Annotated in this window: 17 protein-coding genes; 7 read left to right on the forward strand and 10 right to left on the reverse strand. The window is 44.7% G+C overall.

From position 1 onward, the window contains the following. Positions 1-67: 67 nt before the first annotated feature. From R7Q11_RS04365 to deoD, 9 genes are all read right to left on the reverse strand, one after another. Positions 68-907 (reverse strand): energy-coupling factor transporter transmembrane component T family protein, encoded by an 840-nt coding sequence (locus R7Q11_RS04365; protein ID WP_064369635.1) that lies wholly within the window; start codon positions 905-907, stop codon positions 68-70. After that, entirely contained in the window at positions 904-2,643 is a 1,740-nt protein-coding gene (locus tag R7Q11_RS04370; RefSeq protein ID WP_064369636.1) for an ABC transporter ATP-binding protein, read from the reverse strand. The genes R7Q11_RS04365 and R7Q11_RS04370 overlap by 4 nt, the downstream gene beginning before the upstream one ends. Positions 2,644-2,649: 6 nt before the next feature. Next, positions 2,650-3,198 (reverse strand): ECF-type riboflavin transporter substrate-binding protein, encoded by a 549-nt coding sequence (locus R7Q11_RS04375; protein ID WP_005375133.1) that lies wholly within the window; start codon positions 3,196-3,198, stop codon positions 2,650-2,652. Between the two features lie 335 nt (positions 3,199-3,533). Continuing rightward, positions 3,534-4,664, reverse strand: a complete 1,131-nt coding sequence (locus R7Q11_RS04380) for an HlyD family secretion protein (protein ID WP_064369637.1) — start codon at positions 4,662-4,664, stop codon at positions 3,534-3,536. Continuing rightward, positions 4,664-5,044, reverse strand: coding sequence for a DUF3302 domain-containing protein (locus R7Q11_RS04385; protein ID WP_005375135.1), 381 nt, complete (start codon positions 5,042-5,044; stop codon positions 4,664-4,666). The genes R7Q11_RS04380 and R7Q11_RS04385 overlap by 1 nt, the downstream gene beginning before the upstream one ends. 244 nt (positions 5,045-5,288) lie before the next feature. Then, entirely contained in the window at positions 5,289-6,872 is a 1,584-nt protein-coding gene (locus tag R7Q11_RS04390; protein ID WP_005375136.1) for a GGDEF domain-containing protein, read from the reverse strand. Beyond that, positions 6,856-8,340, reverse strand: a complete 1,485-nt coding sequence (locus tag R7Q11_RS04395) for a hypothetical protein (protein ID WP_005375137.1) — start codon at positions 8,338-8,340, stop codon at positions 6,856-6,858. The genes R7Q11_RS04390 and R7Q11_RS04395 overlap by 17 nt, the downstream gene beginning before the upstream one ends. Positions 8,341-8,506: 166 nt before the next feature. Further along, the gene (locus R7Q11_RS04400) at positions 8,507-9,976 is read right to left on the reverse strand and encodes a hypothetical protein (RefSeq protein WP_005383936.1); all 1,470 of its coding nucleotides are present in this window, start codon (positions 9,974-9,976) and stop codon (positions 8,507-8,509) included. 70 nt (positions 9,977-10,046) lie between these two features. Continuing rightward, positions 10,047-10,757, reverse strand: coding sequence for a purine-nucleoside phosphorylase (gene deoD / locus R7Q11_RS04405; RefSeq protein ID WP_005375140.1), 711 nt, complete (start codon positions 10,755-10,757; stop codon positions 10,047-10,049). A 398-nt stretch (positions 10,758-11,155) separates the two neighbouring features. Between deoD and R7Q11_RS04410 the strand changes: the two genes are divergently transcribed. The 4 genes from R7Q11_RS04410 to R7Q11_RS04425 are packed head-to-tail and all read left to right on the forward strand — an operon-like array spanning position 11,156 to position 15,267. Next, positions 11,156-12,106, forward strand: coding sequence for a YbgA family protein (locus tag R7Q11_RS04410; RefSeq protein WP_005375141.1), 951 nt, complete (start codon positions 11,156-11,158; stop codon positions 12,104-12,106). Continuing rightward, positions 12,096-12,896: a MerR family transcriptional regulator gene (locus tag R7Q11_RS04415; RefSeq protein ID WP_064369639.1), complete on the forward strand. Its 801-nt coding sequence runs from the start codon at positions 12,096-12,098 to the stop codon at positions 12,894-12,896. Before R7Q11_RS04410 ends, R7Q11_RS04415 begins: the two co-directional genes overlap by 11 nt. A 22-nt stretch (positions 12,897-12,918) precedes the next feature. Continuing rightward, positions 12,919-14,334 (forward strand): deoxyribodipyrimidine photo-lyase, encoded by a 1,416-nt coding sequence (gene phrB / locus R7Q11_RS04420; RefSeq protein WP_064369640.1) that lies wholly within the window; start codon positions 12,919-12,921, stop codon positions 14,332-14,334. A gap of 6 nt (positions 14,335-14,340) precedes the next feature. Continuing rightward, positions 14,341-15,267, forward strand: a complete 927-nt coding sequence (locus R7Q11_RS04425) for a L,D-transpeptidase family protein (RefSeq protein WP_025768560.1) — start codon at positions 14,341-14,343, stop codon at positions 15,265-15,267. A 26-nt stretch (positions 15,268-15,293) separates the two neighbouring features. Here R7Q11_RS04425 and R7Q11_RS04430 read toward each other — a convergent pair whose 3' ends face one another. Further along, on the reverse strand, positions 15,294-15,548 hold the full coding sequence (locus R7Q11_RS04430; protein WP_005375145.1) for an Lpp/OprI family alanine-zipper lipoprotein: 255 nt from the start codon (positions 15,546-15,548) through the stop codon (positions 15,294-15,296). A 550-nt stretch (positions 15,549-16,098) separates the two neighbouring features. Here R7Q11_RS04430 and R7Q11_RS04435 point away from each other — a divergent pair. The 3 genes from R7Q11_RS04435 to R7Q11_RS04445 all read left to right on the forward strand — a co-directional run bounded on the left by R7Q11_RS04435 (position 16,099) and on the right by R7Q11_RS04445 (position 21,906). Then, a complete protein-coding gene (locus tag R7Q11_RS04435; protein WP_005383932.1) occupies positions 16,099-17,442 on the forward strand; it encodes a DEAD/DEAH box helicase in 1,344 nt (447 codons plus the stop codon). A 324-nt stretch (positions 17,443-17,766) separates the two neighbouring features. After that, positions 17,767-19,764, forward strand: coding sequence for a prolyl oligopeptidase family serine peptidase (locus R7Q11_RS04440; protein WP_225466221.1), 1,998 nt, complete (start codon positions 17,767-17,769; stop codon positions 19,762-19,764). After that, positions 19,765-21,906, forward strand: a complete 2,142-nt coding sequence (locus tag R7Q11_RS04445; RefSeq protein ID WP_176311319.1) for a TonB-dependent hemoglobin/transferrin/lactoferrin family receptor — start codon at positions 19,765-19,767, stop codon at positions 21,904-21,906. The last annotated feature ends 5 nt before the right edge of the window (positions 21,907-21,911 follow it).

Here is a 21,911-nt window from a genome sequence, read left to right on the forward strand (position 1 = left end):
GGGGAAAGACGGAAGATAACGTGGTCACAACACTAACCACGTTATGTTCAGTTTGAAGCTTAAGAATTTAGAACGGATACCAGAACAGTTGTGTGTCGATAACACGCTTGCTGATCGCCGCAATCACTATCACCGCAATCCCAGCCATGCAGATCATATCGGCTTTGGTCAGTGGTTTTAAGCTGTACCAAGTGCGAGAGGAGTGGCGGCCAAAACCACGTAGCGTCATCGCGTTTGAGATTTGATCGGCTCGGTCTAAACTAGAGAAAATCAGAGGTCCAAGAATCTTCGCGACGTTCTTCAAACGAGTGAACAACGGAGCCTTCTTGCTCAGTTCTACTCCGCGTGCTTGTTGCGCGTGCATGATGTTAACAAAGTCCTTTTTCACTTCCGGCAAGTAGCGCAGCGTTAAGCTTACGGCATAGGCGATTTTGTAAGGCACACCTAAACGGTTCAAGCTGGCTGAAAACTCTGTCGGATGAGTGGTAAATACAAACACCAACGCGATTGGGAACATGCTGAAGTACTTCAACGTCACTGTTACTAGGTAAAACAATGTCTCTTGAGTGAGCGAGTAATTACCGGGTAACGAGAGTAAAACCGTTGATGAGCCCATGAACTCAGTACCTTGTTGCGGCGCTAACGCGAACATAAACAGGGCATTGATCAGTAATACCGTGCCTGTACCGAATAACAGCGGTTTGTAGACATGAAAGGGCACTTTGGTCATTTTCAATAAGCCTAAACCAAGCACGATCAACAGCGCGATGATTCGCAAGTCAAATGTGGTCAATACCACCGTTACCCAAGCAATGAAAAGCAAGAACTTAGTAATGCCATTCAACTTATGAAGTGGTGATTGGGTATCGATGTAGTTGATACCAAACTTCATCTTATTGTCTTTCATGCCACCGCTTTCTCTAGTTGGTTTACGTCGTCGCTTTTTTGTTGGCGGTGCGCTTTTTCTGCATTGATAAAATGCTGCATAAAGCCATTGGTGTCTTCGATGCCAACTTTCGTAGCCAACTCAAACAGACTTGTTGTGGTGAGGTTTGCTTGGTCTAGTAGCTCTGGACTGCTGAATACCTGCGTCATTGGTGCATCCGCGACTAATTTACTGTCTGCAATCACGATAGAGCGCGTGGTGTATTCCAGCACTAAATGCATGTCATGAGAGATGATCATCACGGTTACGCCCAACTCGCGATTGAGCTTTTCGATGAAACTCAGCATAGACGTGTAATTTCGATAGTCCTGACCTGCCGTCGGTTCATCAAGGATCAGAAGCTCTGGTTCCAAGACCAAAAAAGACGCAATGGTTACGCGCTTTTTCTGGCCATAACTCAATGCTTCGATTGGCCAGTGACGGTATTTGCTCAAACCGCACAGCTCTAGGACTTCAAGTACTTTAGCTTCTATTTGTTTCTCTTCAACGCCACGATTACGGAGGCCGAAGGCCACTTCGTCGAAAATCATGTGATGGGAAATCATGTGATTCGGGTTTTGCATCACCACACCCACTTTCTGGCTACGCTCGAAGATGGTCAGTTCGTTAAGATCTTGACCATTCATGCTCATTGAGCCGCTATCCGCTTCAATAACGCCCATAATCAGTTTGGTGATGGTCGATTTACCCGATCCATTTTTGCCAAGTACAGAGACAAACTCGCCACGCTTGATGTCAAAACTCACGTCTTCTAACGCGTTTTTCTCACCGTCGTAAGAATAGGTGAGGCCACGGACTTCAAGCAAAGTCTCGGCTGGCGTTTTAGGTGGTTGTGCTGTTGAACCATCAAACCATGCTTGCATTGCTGGTTTATATAGCTCCAATGGTAATGTAGTTAAGCTAGAAGGTTTTGCATCGCCCTCAATCGCGCAGCCTGCTTCTTTCAGTGCTGAAATATAAAGCGGTTCGCGGATGCCGTAATCTTCTAGCAGAGGCGACGCTAAAATTTCATCTGGCGTTGTATCGGCAATGATTTTGCCGTTTTCCATCAAGATAATACGGTCAACTGAGCAATGCAGAACGTCTTCAAGACGATGCTCAATGATTACGATGGTTTTGCCCGTTTCGCGGTGTAGATCATCGATGATCTCGATGGTTTTTTTACCCGTTTTAGGGTCAAGCGCAGCTAGTGGTTCATCAAACAAAAGGATATCGACGTCATCGACGAGAATGCCCGCCAAAGAAACACGCTGTTTCTGCCCGCCAGATAAATCGTGGGGAGAGCGATCTAACATCTGTTCCAAGTCGACCATTTTGGCCGTGGCTTTGACCAATGGGTACATGTCGATATTTGAAGTTAGCTGGTTTTCCAGCGCAAATGCAATGTCTTCGCCAATGCTCAAACCGACAAATTGGCTGTCCGTATCTTGCAGTACGGTGCCAACTTGCTCAGTGTATTGGTGCATGTCGAAAGGGGCGGTGTCTTGACCATTGATGGTCAATGTTCCACTGGTTTCCCCTTTGATTGCGTGTGGGATCAGTCCGTTAAGACATTGCCCAAGGGTAGATTTACCACTACCACTTGGACCGATAATGACGATTTTCTCTCCTTTCTCTATCCTTAGATTGATATTTTTTAGCGTCGGTTTGTCCAGCGACTCATATCTAAAAGAGAAGTTAGAAAATTCGATTGTCATTCGACATTAAGCCTCTGTTAAGTTACGGCTTTGCTTGTTACGTTTAGCGACAGATTTAAGAATGAAGAAGCCAACAATAGCAATAAGAATGGTGTTACCGATCGCGATAATAGAAAGCTGGGTAAACACTTTAGTGAACGGTTCTGCGTATAAAATCGTGTCGAGGAATGCAGAGCAACCGTAACCAAATACGTTGCCTAATAGCGCAAGTACTACGAATAACGCGAAGTCTTTCATATTGAAATCACCTTTCTCCAAACGGTAGCGCGTTAGAGAAGGGAATAGACCGATAATCAAACCAACAATACCTGAACCAAGTACCCAAGTGAGCCATACGCCCCAACCTGCAAATAGGTCAGTAACCCAGTGACCAATAAAACCAACCAAGAAGCCAACAAGTGGTCCAAATAGTACTGAGAACAATGCTAATACTGCCATTGCTGGTTTTAGCGTTGTGTTTGCAAACACAGGGATGCCAAACATAGGTAAGCCGCCGATACCGTAAAGAGCAGCACCGATTGCAATAACCACAACAGTTTTAGCGGAAAGATTCATAGATAACCTCAGTTCAATAGTCGATTTTAAAGAACGTTTAATTGTTTTGTCGGAAAGCGTTAGTTATTTGATTGTGTAACATATATTCAAAACAACCAAGCTGCTTATTGTTTGCTCTATTTTTCTTCAGGAAATGTGTGATTTGATTCACGCATCCCTTTGACTGGCTTTGGTTTTAGCAAGCATTAAAAATAAGGCGCGCATTATACAGAATATTAATAAAAGTGGGAATGCTATCTATCTGGATGGCTAGAATGAATCAGGGGCTGATCGTCAGCCCCTGATTACACTGTTTGATGTTATTTTTACCGATAAATGAATGCGCTATATGTTCATTAATGGTCGAGGTATAAATAGTTCTGCCAGCTCTTCATACGAATAAGAACTTTGCGCATCACTGATACGTGAGTAAAGCTGTCTGAATAAACTGCAACTTCAACCGCAGTACCCATTGGTAGGTGGTATCCACTCAAGTCGTCGGTAATTTTCAGCTTCGCAAAAACACGTCCGCTCGTGCGCAAGGCATCAGTCCCAAGCAGAGCGCCTCGCGCTTGAATTTGGCTTTCACCAATGGCTGGAATCACGTCAATGACTTCGCCACGGAACACTTTGCCCGGAATTGCGCGGAACATAAATTCTGCTTCAAAGCCTGGCTTCAAGCGTTGTAATGAGTTCTGTCTGAATGCCGCGGTGTACGTAATGTCTTCGGTATGTACGAAGGTCATTGCCGGGGCAAGTGGCAACGGCACAGCCATAACACCAGGACGCAAAGCCAATTGCGTAACGTAACCATCGGTTGGCGCACGAACGACGGTTTGCTCTAGGTTAAACTCTGCTTTACGCAGCTCGGCAAGAAGTTGCGCGACTTGGGTATTTTCGCCTCCGATTTCAGAGTCCAGAGCGATTTGCGCTTGTTCTTGTTGCAAAATCGCAACGTCTAACATGGCTTCTGCCGCTTTATACGCTTGGCGTCGAGTATCCAAATCTTGTTCAGTAAACGCGCCACGATCAAAGCCCCTTTGATATCGGCTGAATTCCCTTTGTGCTCTATCTCTGTCCGCTTGCGCTTTCAATACAGCAGCTTCTGCCTCTCTTAGATCCGACTCTAAGCCCAACGCACCTTGGCTTGCTTCTTTGACTTTCGCTTCCAGGCGAGCAACTTCTGCTTCAAAAGGCACAGGATCGATTTTGAAAAGAATATCGCCCGTTTTGAGCGGTTGGTTGGCCTGGACTGGCACTTCCACCACGCGGCCACGCACGCCAGAGACGATAGGCGTAGTCGGGAACACTTGGTTACCCAATTGAGTAAATGGGTGGTTGTAGTTCATAAGCAGCACGAGTGTGCCCACTAACACTACGCCGCCAAGTACGGCGGTTGGAACGGTCCATTTGTTTAGAGGAATATTGAAAATTTTAAAAATGGCAATACAAAGAGCTGCGTAAGTCAGAATCAGCAATAAGTCCATTATTCGTCCTCTTTACTTTGTTCAGGCAAAGGCTTTTGCTGAATCTTTTGTTGTTTCAACATCGATACTTCGTTTTTGAGTTCGTTGACTTCATCGATGAGTTCTTCAAGGCGGTGATGAATGTCGTGTGTTTCTTGTTCTAGTTGTTTAAAACCCCAGCCGCGTTCCTTGCGCCATAATGTTGCCCAGATCCATAAAAATGGCCACAGCGCATGCAAAGTGAAAAGGCTGACCCAGCCAGCGTAGTGAATTGCGTCTTGGTGCGGGTGCTCTCTCTCTTTGGCGATTTCATATGGAATATCATGAATGACAATGATTCCGTAAAAGATCACTAAAGCAACGAAGATGAGTAACCCAAGTGCAAAATAGTCTAGAAACATCTTACCTACCTGTGCTTATTGCGAAATGGAAAATCTACGTAAATTAACAATTTAAGTATTTGTCTTAACTACAGATGAATCAAGCGGTTTTTATGTAGGAATTATGTTTATGCGATGTAAGTATCCACTGATGTTTATTGGCAGTTAAGGTGTTGCTGAGTACTTATTTAAACAAACAGTGAAGTGATATAGGAAGGATAAGTAACAAGTATAACAAAGCCCCAGATGTCAACCGGGGCATGGTTTAAAGTTCGGTACAGACTTGGTTTCTGCCGTTGGCTTTGGCGCGATAAAGAGCTTTGTCTGCACGATAAAAAGTTCGCTGAGTATTCTCGCCTTCTCGATGCAAGGTAATCCCTATGGATACGGTCAGCCCCCGTTCACCAAGAATATCGTCCCAACCATATTGATAAATCCGTTCACGATAATTCTCGGCATGCATTTCTGCGCGTTCCAGTTGGGTATTCTCAAGGATCACGAGGAACTCTTCACCACCAAATCGTACGCACGATGCGCCTTTAAATCTGAAGTAGGACGCCAGTTCCTGTGACACACTTTTGATCGCTTTGTCGCCCACCAAGTGGCTTAGTTCGTCATTGATGGATTTGAAGTGATCGATATCGATGACCATCAATGCAAATGCAGTATCGTGCAGAAGTAGATCTTTTAGTTTAACTTCTAACCAGCGTCTGTTGTGTAAAGACGTAAGTGGATCGGTAAAGACGTCCTGCTGTAGCTGAGCAACAGTATTTTTATGCTGCTTGGTGGTTTCTTTTAGTTCTTTGTTTTCTAGCTCTGACAAAATGAGTTTGAGTTGTAACTCAAAGCGTGAAAGTCGGCGTAGTTGAGCAGACCCTAACTCACCGATCGGAATATGTTTTACAAGATCAGATTCGATTCTATGCGCTTTTTTTTCACAATTTAATGCTTCTTGATACAACCCTTGAGAGGCGTAAACTTGACTCATCGCGTTATAAAAATGCTGAGTAACGATAGGAGATAGCTGCTTTTGAATCCTTTTACTGATGGAGTCCAACGTTAAATTAGCTAAAGAGGTGTGCCCTACACCGTTTAGACAATACGCAGTCTCAATTTTGACCATCGTAGATAACCAGTATGTCGTGGCACTACCCGTTGTATACTGAACATTCGAAATAGCCAGCAACGCACTGGGGTAGTCTTCTTGCAGACGATGTAATTTGGCTCGGTAGAGGTGAATTTGTGCGGCGAGGTTTTTATCACTGACGAGAATGCTCAGTTCTTCACATTCACTCAATAGCTCTTTGGCGTCTGCGGTACGGTTCAAGCTGATATAACAGGCAAGCATGTACAGCTTGTAACGAAGGCGTAGGGATCGACTGCCAATAGCGTGATCGATAGCATCTATTTTTTGATAATAACGTAATGCACGTTGGTGATCCCCATAGGCATCGCACAAATTACCCATTCCAATAATGGCCAATACGTACTCATCAATATAGCCGTACTCGACGGCGATATTGGTTGAAGCAACATACTCGGTTAATGCCGCATTGTAGTCACCTACTTCAACTAAACGCTCACTCAAGCTTGCTTTCACAGAAAGAATATCTTCTACATCCTCTGGTAAAACAAGCAACTCAAGCGCTTGTTTCAATTCACTAATGCTGTCGTTGAGCTGTTTGATCTCTCTTCGATACTCGGCGCTAATGATATAGCAATGCGCTTTCTCTCGGTTTGTTGACGCAATATGTAACCCTATGTGTTCCCATAGCGTAATCGCTTCTTCACCTGAAACGGAAGAAGGATCGATACCTGCGTCAGTCACCTTGCTAAGCAGTTGTTCCATTCTTCATTACCTCAATATAACTTTCTTCGAGCTGTTCTAACGTGAATGGGAAGGTCAGGATATCTTGCAAATACAGTATCGGTTTAGGGCCTTTGATTCCGCGTCGCTTCCATGGATAGATGTCTAACATCGCTTGGACAGTGCGGTAGACCTCTTCTGCTGCTTGACCTTTTTCTGCAATTAACATTGCTAGCCTGTTACTGGAAATTCTCGAGATGAGGTCGCTGGAGGTTGTCAATGCATGAACGAGCTCGGTACAAACATCGAGAACTTCGGGGTTTGAATGCTGAATCATAATGATGGCGTGGTTAGAGCGTTTGAGCTCCGTTTTAAACAAAACTAACTGTTCCCACCAGTAGGTCTCAGAAACGACATTAGAGAACTGTTTTTCAGGGTCGTATTCGTGTTGAGAGCGAATATGATTGATCAGCTTACGTGCTCGCTGCTCTAGTTGGCGTTTAGAGCCTCTTGCTTTATCCATGCTGATTCGGTGAGTTTGTTCTTTGAGCATTTTGAGTGCGTGCTTACGGTATTTCTTGAACGCGTTAAACGCAGACTCAAAGTCTCCTTGTTCTTCAGCGACTCGTGATTGTTGGAAGCAAATTTGGCTGAGTAGCTCACCGTGGTCGAAACTGAGTGCAGACTCTTCTGCTGCAAGTAGCAACTTGGCAGCGCTGTCTGTATTTTGGCGCAAAAGCTCAAGTCTTGCTCGGCTAATAAAAGAGTGTGCTTTCATCCAAACGAGATCATGCTCAATGGCGAGCTGGTGGGCTTTTTGGGTGGCTTCTTCGGCCGCATCAAGGCGTTCTAGTCCAAGCAGTGCTAACCCTTTAAAGTCCCAGATCTCGGCTTGCCACGTACTGTCATCATGATCTTTTAATACTTCGGTTGCTCCATCCAGTACCGTAAGCATCTCGACAAACTTATTTAGTAAGTAATAGTCCCAAGCTAATAGGATGCGCGCTTTGCCTTCTAACCAAGCAATACGAACATTGTTTGCCACTTTAACGGCTAACTCATGAGTTGAAGCGGCAAGTTGGTGTTCATTAGTGATGCGCCATACATTACCAAGCCCAATTAGAGATTCGATTTGAATTTCAACATCATCAACAAGAGCAGATTGTTCGAGCGCATTAATCCAATATTGTTGCGCGGAATAATACTTTGCTTGGCCCCAATATTGGAGTGCAAAAAGATGGAGAATTTCCGGGAGATGATCGTCGGTTTCAAGCTGTGTTTGTTTGCTGTAAGCGTCTTTGACGAGTTTTAAGCCTTGTCGGTAATCCATTAGGCACCAACAGCATTGCGCCATGATGAGTAAGGCTTTGATCTCTCCGTCCACAAATAAAATTTGTTCCGCGCGGATACGATATTGCTGCGCAATATTAAAGGTATGTTTAGGGGCCGATTTTATTTGGCCTTTAAGCTTAGTGAGATCATCTTCTAGCTGAATTTGGTTTTTATCCAACGTTCACATCCATGACTATCGAACTGGAAATCACACCTAATATTAAGTGGTTAGATGCATGTTTCTTTACCAAAGCGATGCGGATAACGTTTTGGTAAACGATCAGGGGCCGTAATGTATACCGTTACAACCCCTAATTACTACATCTAAATTACCAATAGAATAGCTACGATAGGAGCTGTTTGATTGTCAAAGGTGCATCAGAGACTTCTAACCTTTGTGCAGCGGTAAGACCTTGTTTATCCTGATAGCACAAATTATGCCAAGCTCTGAATATATCTAAAAGAGGTAAAATACCAGCAGGTCGTAATTTGCGACGTGGCTCGTTAATGAAGCTTTCGAAAAGAATCTGAAAGCGGTTTTGATAAAACTTCACATGACGAGTTGTCGCAACGTTAAACCATTTTTCAGGCTCATTTTGATCGCCAGCGAGGTAGCAAATGCCTTTGTGGTTTTCGTTTTGACTAGAGATTGCCCAACGATCGCGCCACCAACTCATATAGGCGATATCGACTTTGCCAAAGGGAGTGCTCATGTCCCAACTAGCGTCCTCTTCTACGTACATCAAGTCGACACTTTTCTCTTTAATACGAGGTAAACAAACGCTCAGTGCAGCTGAACGTAGTAGGGGATCTTGAGGCATGTATAGAGATACACGTTTGTTTGGGCAGCACATATCAAGTACGTGCAAATAGTGTGCATACGAGGTGTATGGCGGACGGACTAATGCCCCTTTTGAAGGGTAATGAAATACAGATAGATTACCAAGAGGGTCTTCTACGTTACCGCGAGCCAAAATTGTTTGGTATTTTTGGTCAATTCGCTCTCTGAGGTGATGAGAAGGTTCCGCAAGCGGCTCACTTGCTTCCGCTACGTACTCCTGGGAAACAAAACGAGACACCTCATCGTAAGGATTATGATCGAGCGTTGCGATTGGCTCTTCATCAGCGGAATAATTGACGTGCTGGCAAAGAATATAGCCAGAATGCGCTTCGCCAGAAACAATCCAATACACACCATTATTGCTGTTCGGTTGCAATGCAATATAGTTTGAGGCCAATTCATAATGCGTTGCGTGGTTTACCCAGCGCGCATCAATGGTTGCCAGCTTGCGGCGGCAGCGGCTAGCTATATGGTCAACATGATCGTAAAAGGTTTTTGGGTTAATACTAAGCTTGCGGCAGATTTCTCGTACGGAATATCCCGTAAACAATAAACCCATCAAGTTCTCTTGAAATTGAAGCTTCTTGTTGGCACCAGACCACTTGTCGACAAAGGTACTTTGACACACTTTACAGCGGTAACGTTGGCGATCGCCACTGTAACCGAAAGCGTGATAGAGGTGTTTGTGAGTGTGGACAGAAAGTCCAAAGTTGTCGCAATCATCATTACGGCAAGCAGGCAACCCGTCACTGTGGACGTGCCGCAGGCGATGAAGTTCGTTCACGACATCGCGATTATTAAGTAAGGGGGGGAAAGCTCCACATTCACGGCATACCATCGCCGGACGCTTAGGGTTCGCATGTTGCAGAACGTAACGCTTTGCATCACTCAATCCAAAGTTGTCACACGCCAATGTTTTACAAAAGTTGAGTTGTAACCCATCTGCGTCTTTTGGCAGTTCGCCGTTAGACACAATCGCCCCCTCGGGATAATTCGGGCAGCCAGCATAACTCTGGCTGCAAATTATTACTTACTATTTGTTCTTAGATGTTGATTGCAGTTTCTAGTGCAACTTTCATCATGTCGTTGAACGACTTCTGACGCTCTTCTGAGCTTAGTTTTTCACCACGGATGATGTGGTCAGAAACTGTCAGGATAGTCAGTGCTTTCGCGCCTAGGTCAGCTGCTACGCCGTAGATACCAGCCGCTTCCATGTCTACACCTAGGATGCCTAGTTTTTCCATCTTCTCGAAGATGTCTGCTTCTGGTGTGTAGAACAGGTCTGCAGAGAATACGTTACCTACTTTTACAGGCACTTCCTGAGCGCGCGCTTGGTTAACTGCTTCTTCTAGAAGACCGTAATCAGCGATTGCTGCGAAATCGTGGTTGTTGAAACGGATACGGTTAACTTTAGAGTCTGTAGAAGCACCCATACCGATAACAACGTCCATTAGTTTCACGTCGTCACGTACTGCACCACAGCTACCTACACGGATAACGTTTTTCACGCCGTATTCAGCGATTAGCTCGTGTACGTAGATACAGCAAGACGGGATACCCATGCCGTGGCCCATTACAGAAACTTTTTTGCCTTTGTAAGTGCCAGTAAAGCCGAACATGTTGCGAACGTCACAAACTTGTTTCACATCTTCTAGGAACGTTTCAGCGATGTATTTAGCGCGCAACGGGTCGCCTGGCATTAGAACTGTTTCAGCGAAATCACCTGGTTGTGCGTTAATGTGTGGGGTTGCCATAAGTGCTCTCCAAAGTTTTGTTTTGATAAAACGCCTCTATTATAGAACGCTATTACCAATTCTGTTGAACTTGTTCGTTTTCGTTGAGGCAATAATATCGGGACGTACAGTAGCCCCTTGAGAGCTTAGTCACAAAAACCACGCATTTAGAAACTGCAACTACTATTGATAACCAAATCTGTTGAAATCAAAAGAGCAATCGATTTGCTTTTGAGCAGTTTGTCGATTGCGCGCACAAATTCTTTGTTTTTGGGCCAAACTTTTTTCTGACAGCTGGTTGATCGAAATACTTTCGAGTGAAGTAAAACGATTAAATTGTACAACTTATTTTCTTGTACAATCTGGAAAGGCTTGCTATAAGTTATACAACAAAACTTTTTGTATAGGGGTGCGTCATCATGGAATCTTCAATCAAAGTAGGTATCAGTTCGTGTGTTTTGGGTGAACGAGTGCGTTTTGACTCTGGTCATAAGGTGAGCAACTTTGTGACTAAAGAGCTCAGCCCGTATTTTGACTTTGTTTCGGTATGCCCTGAAGTCGGCGTAGGTATGCCAGTACCCCGTCCAACAATTCGTCTTGTTTCTAATGAAGAGCGTGTTGCATTGGTTGAAACCAAAAATCCAGAAAATGATCATACCGACAATATGCTCACTTACTCGGCCAATAAAGTAGATGAACTTCAAAGCGAGCAGCTTTGTGGTTACATCGTTTGTGCCAAGTCACCAACTTGTGGCATGGAGCGAGTCAAGGTTTACAGCAAGAACAGTGCTGCGAAAGAAGGTGTTGGCTTGTATACACAAACATTGATGCAAAAAATGCCTTGGTTGCCTGTTGAAGAGGATGGCAGACTTAACGACCCTGTATTGAAAGAAAATTTTATTACTCGAGTATTTTGTCTAAATGACTTTTACGACTCGATGGATGGTGAGCCTACTCGTGGCAAAATCATCGACTTTCATTCGCGCTACAAACTGACGTTAATGGCACACCACCCAGAGTCATACCGCTCCCTTGGCCGCTTAGTCGCTGATGTCGCTAATTATGAAATTGAAGACTTTTACCAAGAGTATCGTTTAGGACTGATGAAGGCGTTAACGAATCGGGCTAGCCGCAAAAATAACACAAATGTGTTGATGCATTTACAAGGGTACTTCAAACGCTCACTAACTAAAGAAGAAAAAGAAGAGTTAGCGACAGTGATTCACGACTACCGTATCGGAATGCTGCCTCTGCTAGCACCACTTACATTGATTAAGCATTACTTAAATACTTACCCAGACGAATATTTAGCAAAACAGAAGTTTTTAGAACCGTATCCGCAGGAGATGAGATTACGCTATGGTTTGTAGTTCAGAAGAAAAACTATACGCGATCCGAGATGTCGCAGAAATCACGGGTGTAAAACCAGTTACGCTGAGAGCTTGGCAACGAAGATACAACTTGATCCAACCTCAGCGAACTGAAAAAGGACACAGACTCTATCGCCAGCAAGATCTCGATACGATTCGCGAAGTCCAGAGTTGGCTCGCGAAGGGGATTTCGATTGGTAAAGTGAAGGGGCTGCTAGGAAAAAGCGCCGATGTCGAAGTCAAAAACGAGGTTCGCACACTCGAAGAAGTTGAAAACATGCTGCTTGCGCTGTCTACCCTGAATCGAGGAAAAGCAGAGAGTTTACTTGCCTCTGTTCTTAAAGAGTACCCACTAAAACTCGTTATTGATCAGTTCATTAGCCCAGTATTTGATGCGCTAGATATGGTAAAAGGATCGCTGCGATCTTTGCAGGTGGGGTTATTTCAGACTTGTTTGATCACTCGACTTGCCCTTGTTATCGATTCTGAAAACAAAGCAGCTTCCAAAGGAAAGTGTCTGCTCATTAGCTTTGAACAAAACAGAGAGGCCGAGAGTTGGATTCAAGCAGCGAAGCTTTGTGAACAAGGGTATCACACGACTTTGATCGATAAGGTTGATGATGTTTCTGGTCTACTAGATCACGAGGTCGTTGAAAATGGTTCGTTTATCTACCTTTTCTCCAATAAAGCACTAGCTGCTAAACAAGTAGCGTCCATCAAAATGCTTCACGCACAGCTAGGTGATCGGATGGGGTGCTCTGAAGTGATAGAGAAATTACACCTAACTTAGTAGACAAAAGATAGGAGCTACCATGATTTTAGTATGGTTTCGACGTGACTTACGTACGTTAGACCACACGGCACTCAAAGCGGCATTGGATTCAGGTCAGCCTGTCGTCGCTTGCTTTATCGCGACGCCAGAGCAGTGGCGGGAGCATCACATGGCGCCGATGCAGGCAGACCTCATTGCTCGTCGCTTAGCTTGTCTTAACGAGGAGCTTGAAAGCCTTAATATTCCCTTTTTGTACAAAGAGGTACCGTCGTTTTCCGATTGTACAGATGTGATTAGTGGGTGGGCGGAAACACTTGAAGCCACGTCTGTCATGGCAAACATTCACTATGAGGTGAACGAACGAGAGCTCGATACACAAGTAAGTGAAGCGTTAGCTTCTCACGATATCGAATTTGAACTGTTTCATGACAAATGTGTGCACGCGCCAACGACGGTTCTTAATAAGCAAGGCGAATGTTTTAAGGTGTTTACGCCATTCAAGCGTGCTTGGTTAACGCAGTTCCATATGCCGACGGTAGTAAAACCTCACGAGCAAGCGCCACTCAATAAAAAGGTACTCGAACAATTAGAGTCGGCTCGATTTAATTCAAGCTTCACATTTAGCTATGCTCGAGAATCCAGTGAAGACTGGCTGGCTTCGACTAATGATATTTTGATGCAGCTTAGGGAATTTGCACGGGAGCGCAGTGACGCGTATCAAAGCGAGCGAGACTTTCCAGCTATTGATGGCACTAGCCAACTGTCTCCATACCTTGCGATTGGCGCGCTATCACCAAGGCAGTGTATTGCTCGTTTGTATGCTGAAAATCAACAAAATGACCTTACAGAAGGGAAAGCAACTTGGTTAAGTGAGATCATTTGGCGTGAGTTTTATCAGCACCTATTGGTTTTCGAACCAAAACTCGTCAAAGGCAAAGGATTTATCGATTGGGAGGATAAAATCCAGTGGTCCTATGATGAGAAAGCCTTTGAGCGATGGAAGACAGGAACAACAGGATACCCAATCGTTGATGCAGCAATGCGTCAGCTCAATCAAACAGGTTGGATGCACAATCGATTACGTATGATTGTCGCGAGCTTTCTTACCAAGGACTTACATATTGATTGGCGATGGGGAGAAGCGTACTTCATGAGTAAGCTGGTGGACGGCGATTTTGCAGCGAACAATGGTGGCTGGCAATGGTCTGCTTCTACGGGCTGTGACGGGCAGCCATACTTTCGTATTTTCAACCCGATAAGCCAAGGCGAAAAGTTCGATGCTAATGGTGAATTTGTGCGCCATTGGGTACCAGAAATCAAAAGTGTACCGAACAAATACATCCATAAACCTTGGACTTGGGAGGGCTTTTCTTTACTGGAATATCACAAGCCGATGGTTGATCACAAGACAGAAAGAGAGATAACCTTACAGCTCTTTAAAAGTGCCAAGGAATAGAGTGAAATGCTTAGCAAAAAGCGATCAATGAGTTTCGCAAAACGTACCCTGCTATCTGTGTCGTTATCTTTAGTGAGTGGTCTATCATTCGCTAAGATGTACGAATTACCAGAGGATGGAAGCCGTTTAATTGGTCGCCTTGAAAACCACGTCGTTCAAGAAGGCGAAACCATGGCAAATATCGCTAAGCTCTACGATGTGGGTATGCTAGGTTTAATGGCCGCAAACAAAGGCGTGGATCCCTTCTTACCAGAAGAGGGGCATGTTCTTACTATTCCGACACAGCTAATCCTCCCAGACGTACCTTATAAAGGTATCGTTATTAATCTTGCCGAGCTGCGCTTATATTACTTTCCGAAAGGAGAGGATATTGTTCATGTATTTCCTGTCGGAATTGGCCGAATAGGGCGCGATACCCCAGTAATGACAACGCGTATCAGCCAAAAACGACCGAACCCTACATGGACTCCTCCAGCCTCTATTCGTGCCGAGTACAAAGCAAAGGGCATTGATCTACCAGCCGTTGTTCCTGCGGGGCCTGATAATCCACTTGGTATGTTTGCATTGCGTTTAGCTTACGGGAATGGCGAATACCTAATTCATGGTACCAACAAGGACTTTGGGATTGGTATGCGAGTCAGCGCGGGTTGTATTCGTATGGACCCAAGTGACATTGAGTGGTTATTTGACAAGGTTCGTAACGGCGAAGACGTTAATATCATTAACCAGCCTATCAAAATGACACTTGAGCCTGACAGAAGTGTGTTCTTAGAAGCACATGAGCCTTTGACTCGTAGTAATGGCGAGAAAGATGAACTGAAAGTGCCGAAAGAGTTAAAGTGGTGGTTGGATGAATTCGGTATGAAAAACGTGAAGGCTAAAGCAGCAATCGCTGCACAGAATGGGGTTCCTATCGAAATAACCGCGCCTTAACGGGCGTTAAGACGCGGTATTAAATCTTACTTAGTGTAAGACTGAGCGATGTTATCGATACGCTCGTTAGCACGCTCAGCTTCTTCTTGAGCAGCCATTGCTGCTGCGCCTGATTTTTGAACGTCAGATTGAAGAGCTTGTACGTCTTGGCTTAGTTGGCTAACTTGGTTGCTTAGTTCGTCTAATTTTGCTGCATTTGCTGTAGCTGCGTCATCAGAAGAAGCACAACCGGCTAGTAGAAGTACTGAAGTTGCTGCAGCTGCGATCAACGTTTTGTTCATATAAGAACTCCTTGCTTATAGTGAAAGTCTCGCTACTAACTATTATTTTATACAGTAGCGAGGTTAAATGTGGTTACATTTTATCAGTACATGATGTAGCAAAAGTCAAAAAAACCCAAGAATTTCATGGAGTACCTGACGTCAACTTTTACCTGAACTTAACAAAGTTTAACTACCTATCCTTTATTTCGTTCTCACAACAGTTTTCATAGCAGGTGTATTTGCCACGTTCCTGATATCAATAATTTAGACGATATTGACACAAATGAAAGTTTATTGGCCCAAATAACTGCTATTTAAGTCGTTTTGTTGATGGATAGAAGGCATATTTGAACGGCTTTTCTCTAAACTTCCTGTCCAGCTGCTCATCAAAAAGGCTAGTCTTTACTCTGAACTGAGCCACAAATGATGTTTTACCGTTACCACAGGGAATTAGTTTGTGTGATCTCTATCTATACTCCTATGATTTGCGGTATTATACCGAGCTTTATTTTTTTGCTGCGTTAGAGCGGAAACGACACTACAGAGCGCTCAGACGCTGACTGATTTATTGGAGAATACTTTGCAATTTAAAGATCTAGGCCTAGACAACCGATTGTTGAAGAACCTAAAACACTACGATTTTAAAAAAGCGACTGACATTCAGCAGCAGGCGATTCCTGTTGCGATTGCAGGCAAGGATCTATTGGCATCTTCGAAAACAGGTTCGGGCAAGACTTTGGCGTTTGTATTGCCAATGCTTCATAAGTCTTTAAAGACAAAATCGTTTTCTGCGAAAGACCCGCGCGCGGTAATCCTTGCTCCTACTCGTGAGCTAGCGAAACAAGTATATGGTGAGCTTCGTTCTATGCTAGCTGGCCTATCTTATGAAGCAGCACTGATTTTGGGTGGTGAGAACTTTAACGATCAAGTAAAAGCTCTGCGTCGTTACCCGAAATTTATCGTGGCGACACCAGGACGTTTGGCTGATCACTTAGATCATCGTTCGCTTTATCTGGATGGTTTGGAAACGCTGATTCTTGACGAAGCAGACCGCATGTTGGATTTGGGTTTTGCACCAGAGCTTCGTCGCATTCATAAAGCAGCCAAGCATCGTCGTCGTCAAACGTTGATGTTCTCTGCGACATTAGATCATGCAGACGTCAATGAAATCGCGGCTGAAATGCTCAATGCGCCAAAGCGAATTGCTATCGGCGTTTCTAACGAAGAGCATAAAGATATCACGCAAAAATTTTACTTGTGTGATCACCTAGATCATAAAGAGGCAATTTTAGATCGTGTTCTTTCTGAGGCTGAATACCGTCAAGTTATTATCTTTACGGCAACGCGTGATGATACTGAGCGACTAACAGAAAAGCTGAACGAAAAGAAACTGAAGGCTGTAGCACTAAGTGGTAACTTGAACCAGACTCAACGTAACACCATTATGAGTCAGTTTGAGCGCGCAGTGTTTAAGATCCTTGTAACGACTGATGTTGCTTCCCGCGGTTTGGATATTGCAACTGTGACACACGTCATCAACTTCGATATGCCAAAGCATACCGAAGAATACGTACACCGAGTTGGTCGTACTGGTCGTGCTGGAAACAAAGGGGATGCAATCTCTCTTGTTGGTCCAAAAGACTGGGATAGCTTTAAACGTGTAGAAGCATACCTACAACAAGATCTTGAGTTTTCAGTGTTCGAAGATTTGAAAGGTAAGTTTAAAGGCCTTAAGCCACCTAAACCAGATTTTCGCAATAAGAAAGCGACCGCAAAGAAAGCTCGCCCTCAAGCGAAAAAGTCGGCGAAAAAACCAGCTAAGCGTGACAAGAGCTTCTACAAAAACGTATCTGTGGGTGATGATGTCTTCATCCCTAAGAAAAAACCAGCGGCACCGAGCTCTGAAGAGTAAAAGCTGCTGTAGTTTCCCATTGATTTTAGTTCTTAAAAATCCGAGTGTTCGCACTCGGATTTTTTATGTCTGTCGCTAGGTGAAATAGCGCCTTTCCATACTCACTCGTTTGTCAGCTTTTATATTTGTCTGGTTGTATATAAACAGCATAGAACGCTAATTTAGGAAGTTATTAAGTTTTATTACCTCGGTCAAAGCAAACGTTTTTCCTCACACACTAGATAAAAATCTCACATGATTATGAAAATGATAATTGATCTCATTTTTATTTAAGGGCAGAATACGCGCCATTGTATTAATCCTATAAATGAATTCGCTCTCTATATGAAATTTACTCATGTTTTTTTAGGGCTCATAATTACCTCTAGTTCTGGCTTTGCTGCTGATGATTTCAACTGGCTTCGAGATGATGCTCGTAAAGATGAGCGAGTTCTTACCTACCTAACAGAACAAAACCACAAAACTGAACAGCACCAAAAAAGTTATCAGACGTTGACAAAAAACTTACTCACGCAGTGGGATACCATGGTGGCAGACAAAGGTGATAAGCCATGGTCGATCATGAGTGGAAGAGAGTGGACGCTAACGCGTCGCGATGGTCGTTACTTACTATTATCCCGTGCGAGTCAACATGCACCAGAAAACGTGGTGTTCGATTTCGATAAACGACAATCTGCGCATCAGTACTACCAACTTGGTCAATGGCAAGTGAATGGTGACACATTACTTTTCACGGAAGATATCGACGGCAGCGAACAATATCGCGCCGTGGTTGTTGATTTACTCTCCGGTCAATCTACGGAACTGGTGACGCACGTCGATAGTGGCGTATTGTTGTCACCTAACGGGAAAGTGGCATTCCTTGTTGCAAAAGAAAAGCGTACCCAGCGACCTCATCAGATCTTACGTATCTCCACTGAATCTTTGGCAAAAACAGTCCTATGGAATGAACCCAAGTCAGATTGGTTACTTTCTTTCTATCGTGCGGCAGATAGCCGTTATGCTGTGCTGCAAAGCAACAACGAGTCAACAACAGAGCAGAAGCTTGTCGACCTAGAAACGGGCACTGTCTCAGATTCATTGCGAAAGCCTGAAGTGGGTGTGGAATATTACGCGGATGTGGCGAAAGGTTACATTTATCTGAAAAGCAACCTTGAAGGAAAGTTCGCCCTTTACCAAGTCGAACTCGCACCGCTTGGCGCAACATGGCAACGCTTCACCAATCCTCGTGAGCCGCTTGAACAGTTCTACCTTTATGATGCAGGAGTTGTGGCACTTAGCAAGCCAAACAATGTGTCGACTTTGACGGTGTATTCTTACCAAGGTCAGGAAAAAGTGATACTGCCATTGGAACACGATGGTAATGTCGCTTGGCTAAGCACGTTGGGCGATTTTGAATCAAACAAGATTCGTATCCGAAGCATGTCGATGACTACGCCTCCTCAGTGGGAAGAGTTCGATGTAAAAACGCTGAATAAATCCTTGTACTCTCAAGATGCTTACCAAGACTTTGATAGTCAGCGTTATGTATCCCAACGTATTTTTATTAAGCACGACGGCGTTTCTGTCCCGGTCTCTTTGGCGTATCGCAAAGACAAATTGCACCCACAATCTCCTGTGATGATTTACGGTTACGGCGCGTATGGTTTTACGATGAAACCGTACTTTATGCCTCAGGTTATCAGTTTACTCGACCAAGGTGTGATTTACGCTATCGCCCATGTCCGTGGCGGTGGGTACTTTGGCGATGAATGGCACGAGCAAGGCCGTGGTGTGCGAAAAGCCAATTCTATTGGTGATTTTGTCGCGGCCGCGAAGGCGCTGCAAACATTCGAACGTGGCAATAGAGAGGTTTTCGCCATCGGTTCTAGTGCTGGTGGCACGTTGGTGGCCGGAGCGGTTAATCAAGATCCTAAATTGTTTTCAGGTGCCGTACTTAAAGTGCCTTTTGTTGATGTGGTTGCAAGTATGTCGGATACCTCACTTCCGCTTACCACACAGCAGTATGGCGAATGGGGTAACCCAACCAAACCTGAACAATTGGCGTTAATGAAGGCGTACGATCCGATTCTCAATATCCATAAAGACGCTTACCCACCCATGTTGGTTCAAGTCGGTTTAATCGATCAGCGCGTGCCATATTGGGAAGGCGCAAAGTATCTCGCTAAAGTTTCAGCGTTAAGTGAGCGCAACGGGCCGTACTTGTTGCAAACTGATTTTAATTCGGGCCACCAAATGGACCCACGACAAGCGCAAGAACAACAAGCAAAAGAATACGCATTTCTACTATCACTCATTAAAACATCTAAAGCGGAGCAGTAAATGAAGCTTACCCCAGTGTCAGCGGCAGTACTTTCGGTACTTGCTGCCAGTCAAGTGCACGCCGAATCTAAGGTTTTCTCAATGGAAGAGGTGGTGGTAACCGCCAATAAAATCGATCAGCCATTGTCAAAAGTGGCAGGTAGTGTCGCGGTTATCACAAACGAGCAAATCGAAGAAAGAGGCGAGACCGAGCTATATGACGTGCTGCGTAACGAGCCTGGTGTAAGCGTGACGGGCGGTGCTGGACGTCCGCAAAACATTACCATCCGTGGTATGACGGGTAACCGCATTATGATCGTTCGTGATGGCATTCGTTCTGCGGATGGCTTCGGTGCGAATGACATTAATGATGCAGTTGGGCGAGATACTTTTGATTTATCCAATTTTGAATCGCTGCAAATCATTAAAGGGGCAAGTTCTTCGGTGCATGGCTCTGGCGCGATCGGCGGTGTGGTGATTTTAGAATCCAGTCAGCCGGGTGATTTCTTAAAAGACAAAGACTTCTACACCGATGTTTCCGGTACTTACACCGATATCAGCAACAAGTACAAAGGCACGAGTAATCTAGCTTTCCGTTCCGGTGATACAGAGAGTTTGTTTAACGTTTCATTCTGGCAAGGACAAGAGACACGTAACTTTGATGAAGAGTTGTATAACCGCGACCTCGATGGTTACAGCGGTGCTTATACGATCAACCACTTTTTCAATGAAGAGGTGATGTTGAAAGCCAAAGCGGAACTCTACACCCAGAACCAAGAGCGTTTGGAGGGTTCACCGTCCATTCAACCTGATGGAATTTGGCATATTGAAGACTTTGCTGAGGATGAAACCACGGAAGAGTACAGCGCTTATATTGGTGCAGAGGTGACTCCGATTAATCCAACTTGGTTCGAAGAGTTGGATACCAAAGTTTACTGGCGTCACACCGAAGTGGTGGAAGACACCAACCGTTTAATGCGCCAAGTGGATCACAATAGTTTGATCACCAAGCGTCGCGAGCTAGAACACAAAACCTTCATTGACGAAACAATTGGCTTCCGTGGCGATTTCACCAATACGATTTATGCAGCAAATGCTGAGCACCAATTGGCTTACGGTGTTGAGCTTTCTACAGACTATTACGAACGCACAGATAGCGACTCCAAGATTGATTGGAACGGAGTAACACCTTCGACCAAACAACCTTTCGCTCCTGCTCGTGCTTATAACATTGGCTTATATGTCCGAGACATGGTGGAACTGGATAAATGGACCATCACAGGTGGCCTACGCTTTGATGCGCACCGTCTCACGCCAGACGGTGCGGGTGAAGTGGGCGGCTTCCCATTAAAAGACATGGATAGCTCAGAGGTATCTCCAAGTCTGTCGGTTTCTCGTGAAGTATTTGCCAACAACATTGCTTATGTATCTTATAACCATGGTTACCGTGCTCCGGAATACGATAAAGCGTATGGCTTCGTAAGCCACGACTTTGTGCCGCTCACGCCGTTTGTCATTGCACCAAACATGGATCTAGAAGCTGAAACTTCCGACTCATTTGAAATCGGTAACAAGTTCGATAACGGTCGTGCGTATGTCTATGCGTCTTTGTTCTACAACAAGTTTGAAAACTTCATCGACGTTGTGACCACGGGCTTTGACTCAAGCAATGGTAATTACATTAAACAATACCAAAACCTCGATGGTGTCGAGACGTATGGCGCAGAGCTTTCTGCGGGTTACGCGCTCACCAAACAATGGGACATCAGCACTAAGTTTGGCTACGTAGATGGCAAAGACGCGGAAGGTGAATACGTTCGAAGCATTACGCCATTCGAAGGTAACGCTCAACTGAAATACGCCGACCAAGACTTCAATGCTTACGTGGCTTGGAACTGGGCCGCGGCAATGGATCGCGTTCCTAAATGCCAGACCACACTTGGTCTAGCGACAGAGTGTGCGCAGACAAGCGCGTGGAATACGTTTGATCTTGGCGCAACTTACTACGTTTCCAAAGACCTTCGTGTTAGCGCAAATATCGTCAACCTGTTCGACAAAGAGTACATCCGATACCAAGACGTAGCGGGTATCGCTGAGGAAAGTAAGCGTTACTCAACTGAGCCTGGGCGCTACTTCACGCTAAATGCAAAATACGAATTCTAGGACGA

This window comes from Vibrio sp. 970 (assembly GCF_033339075.1).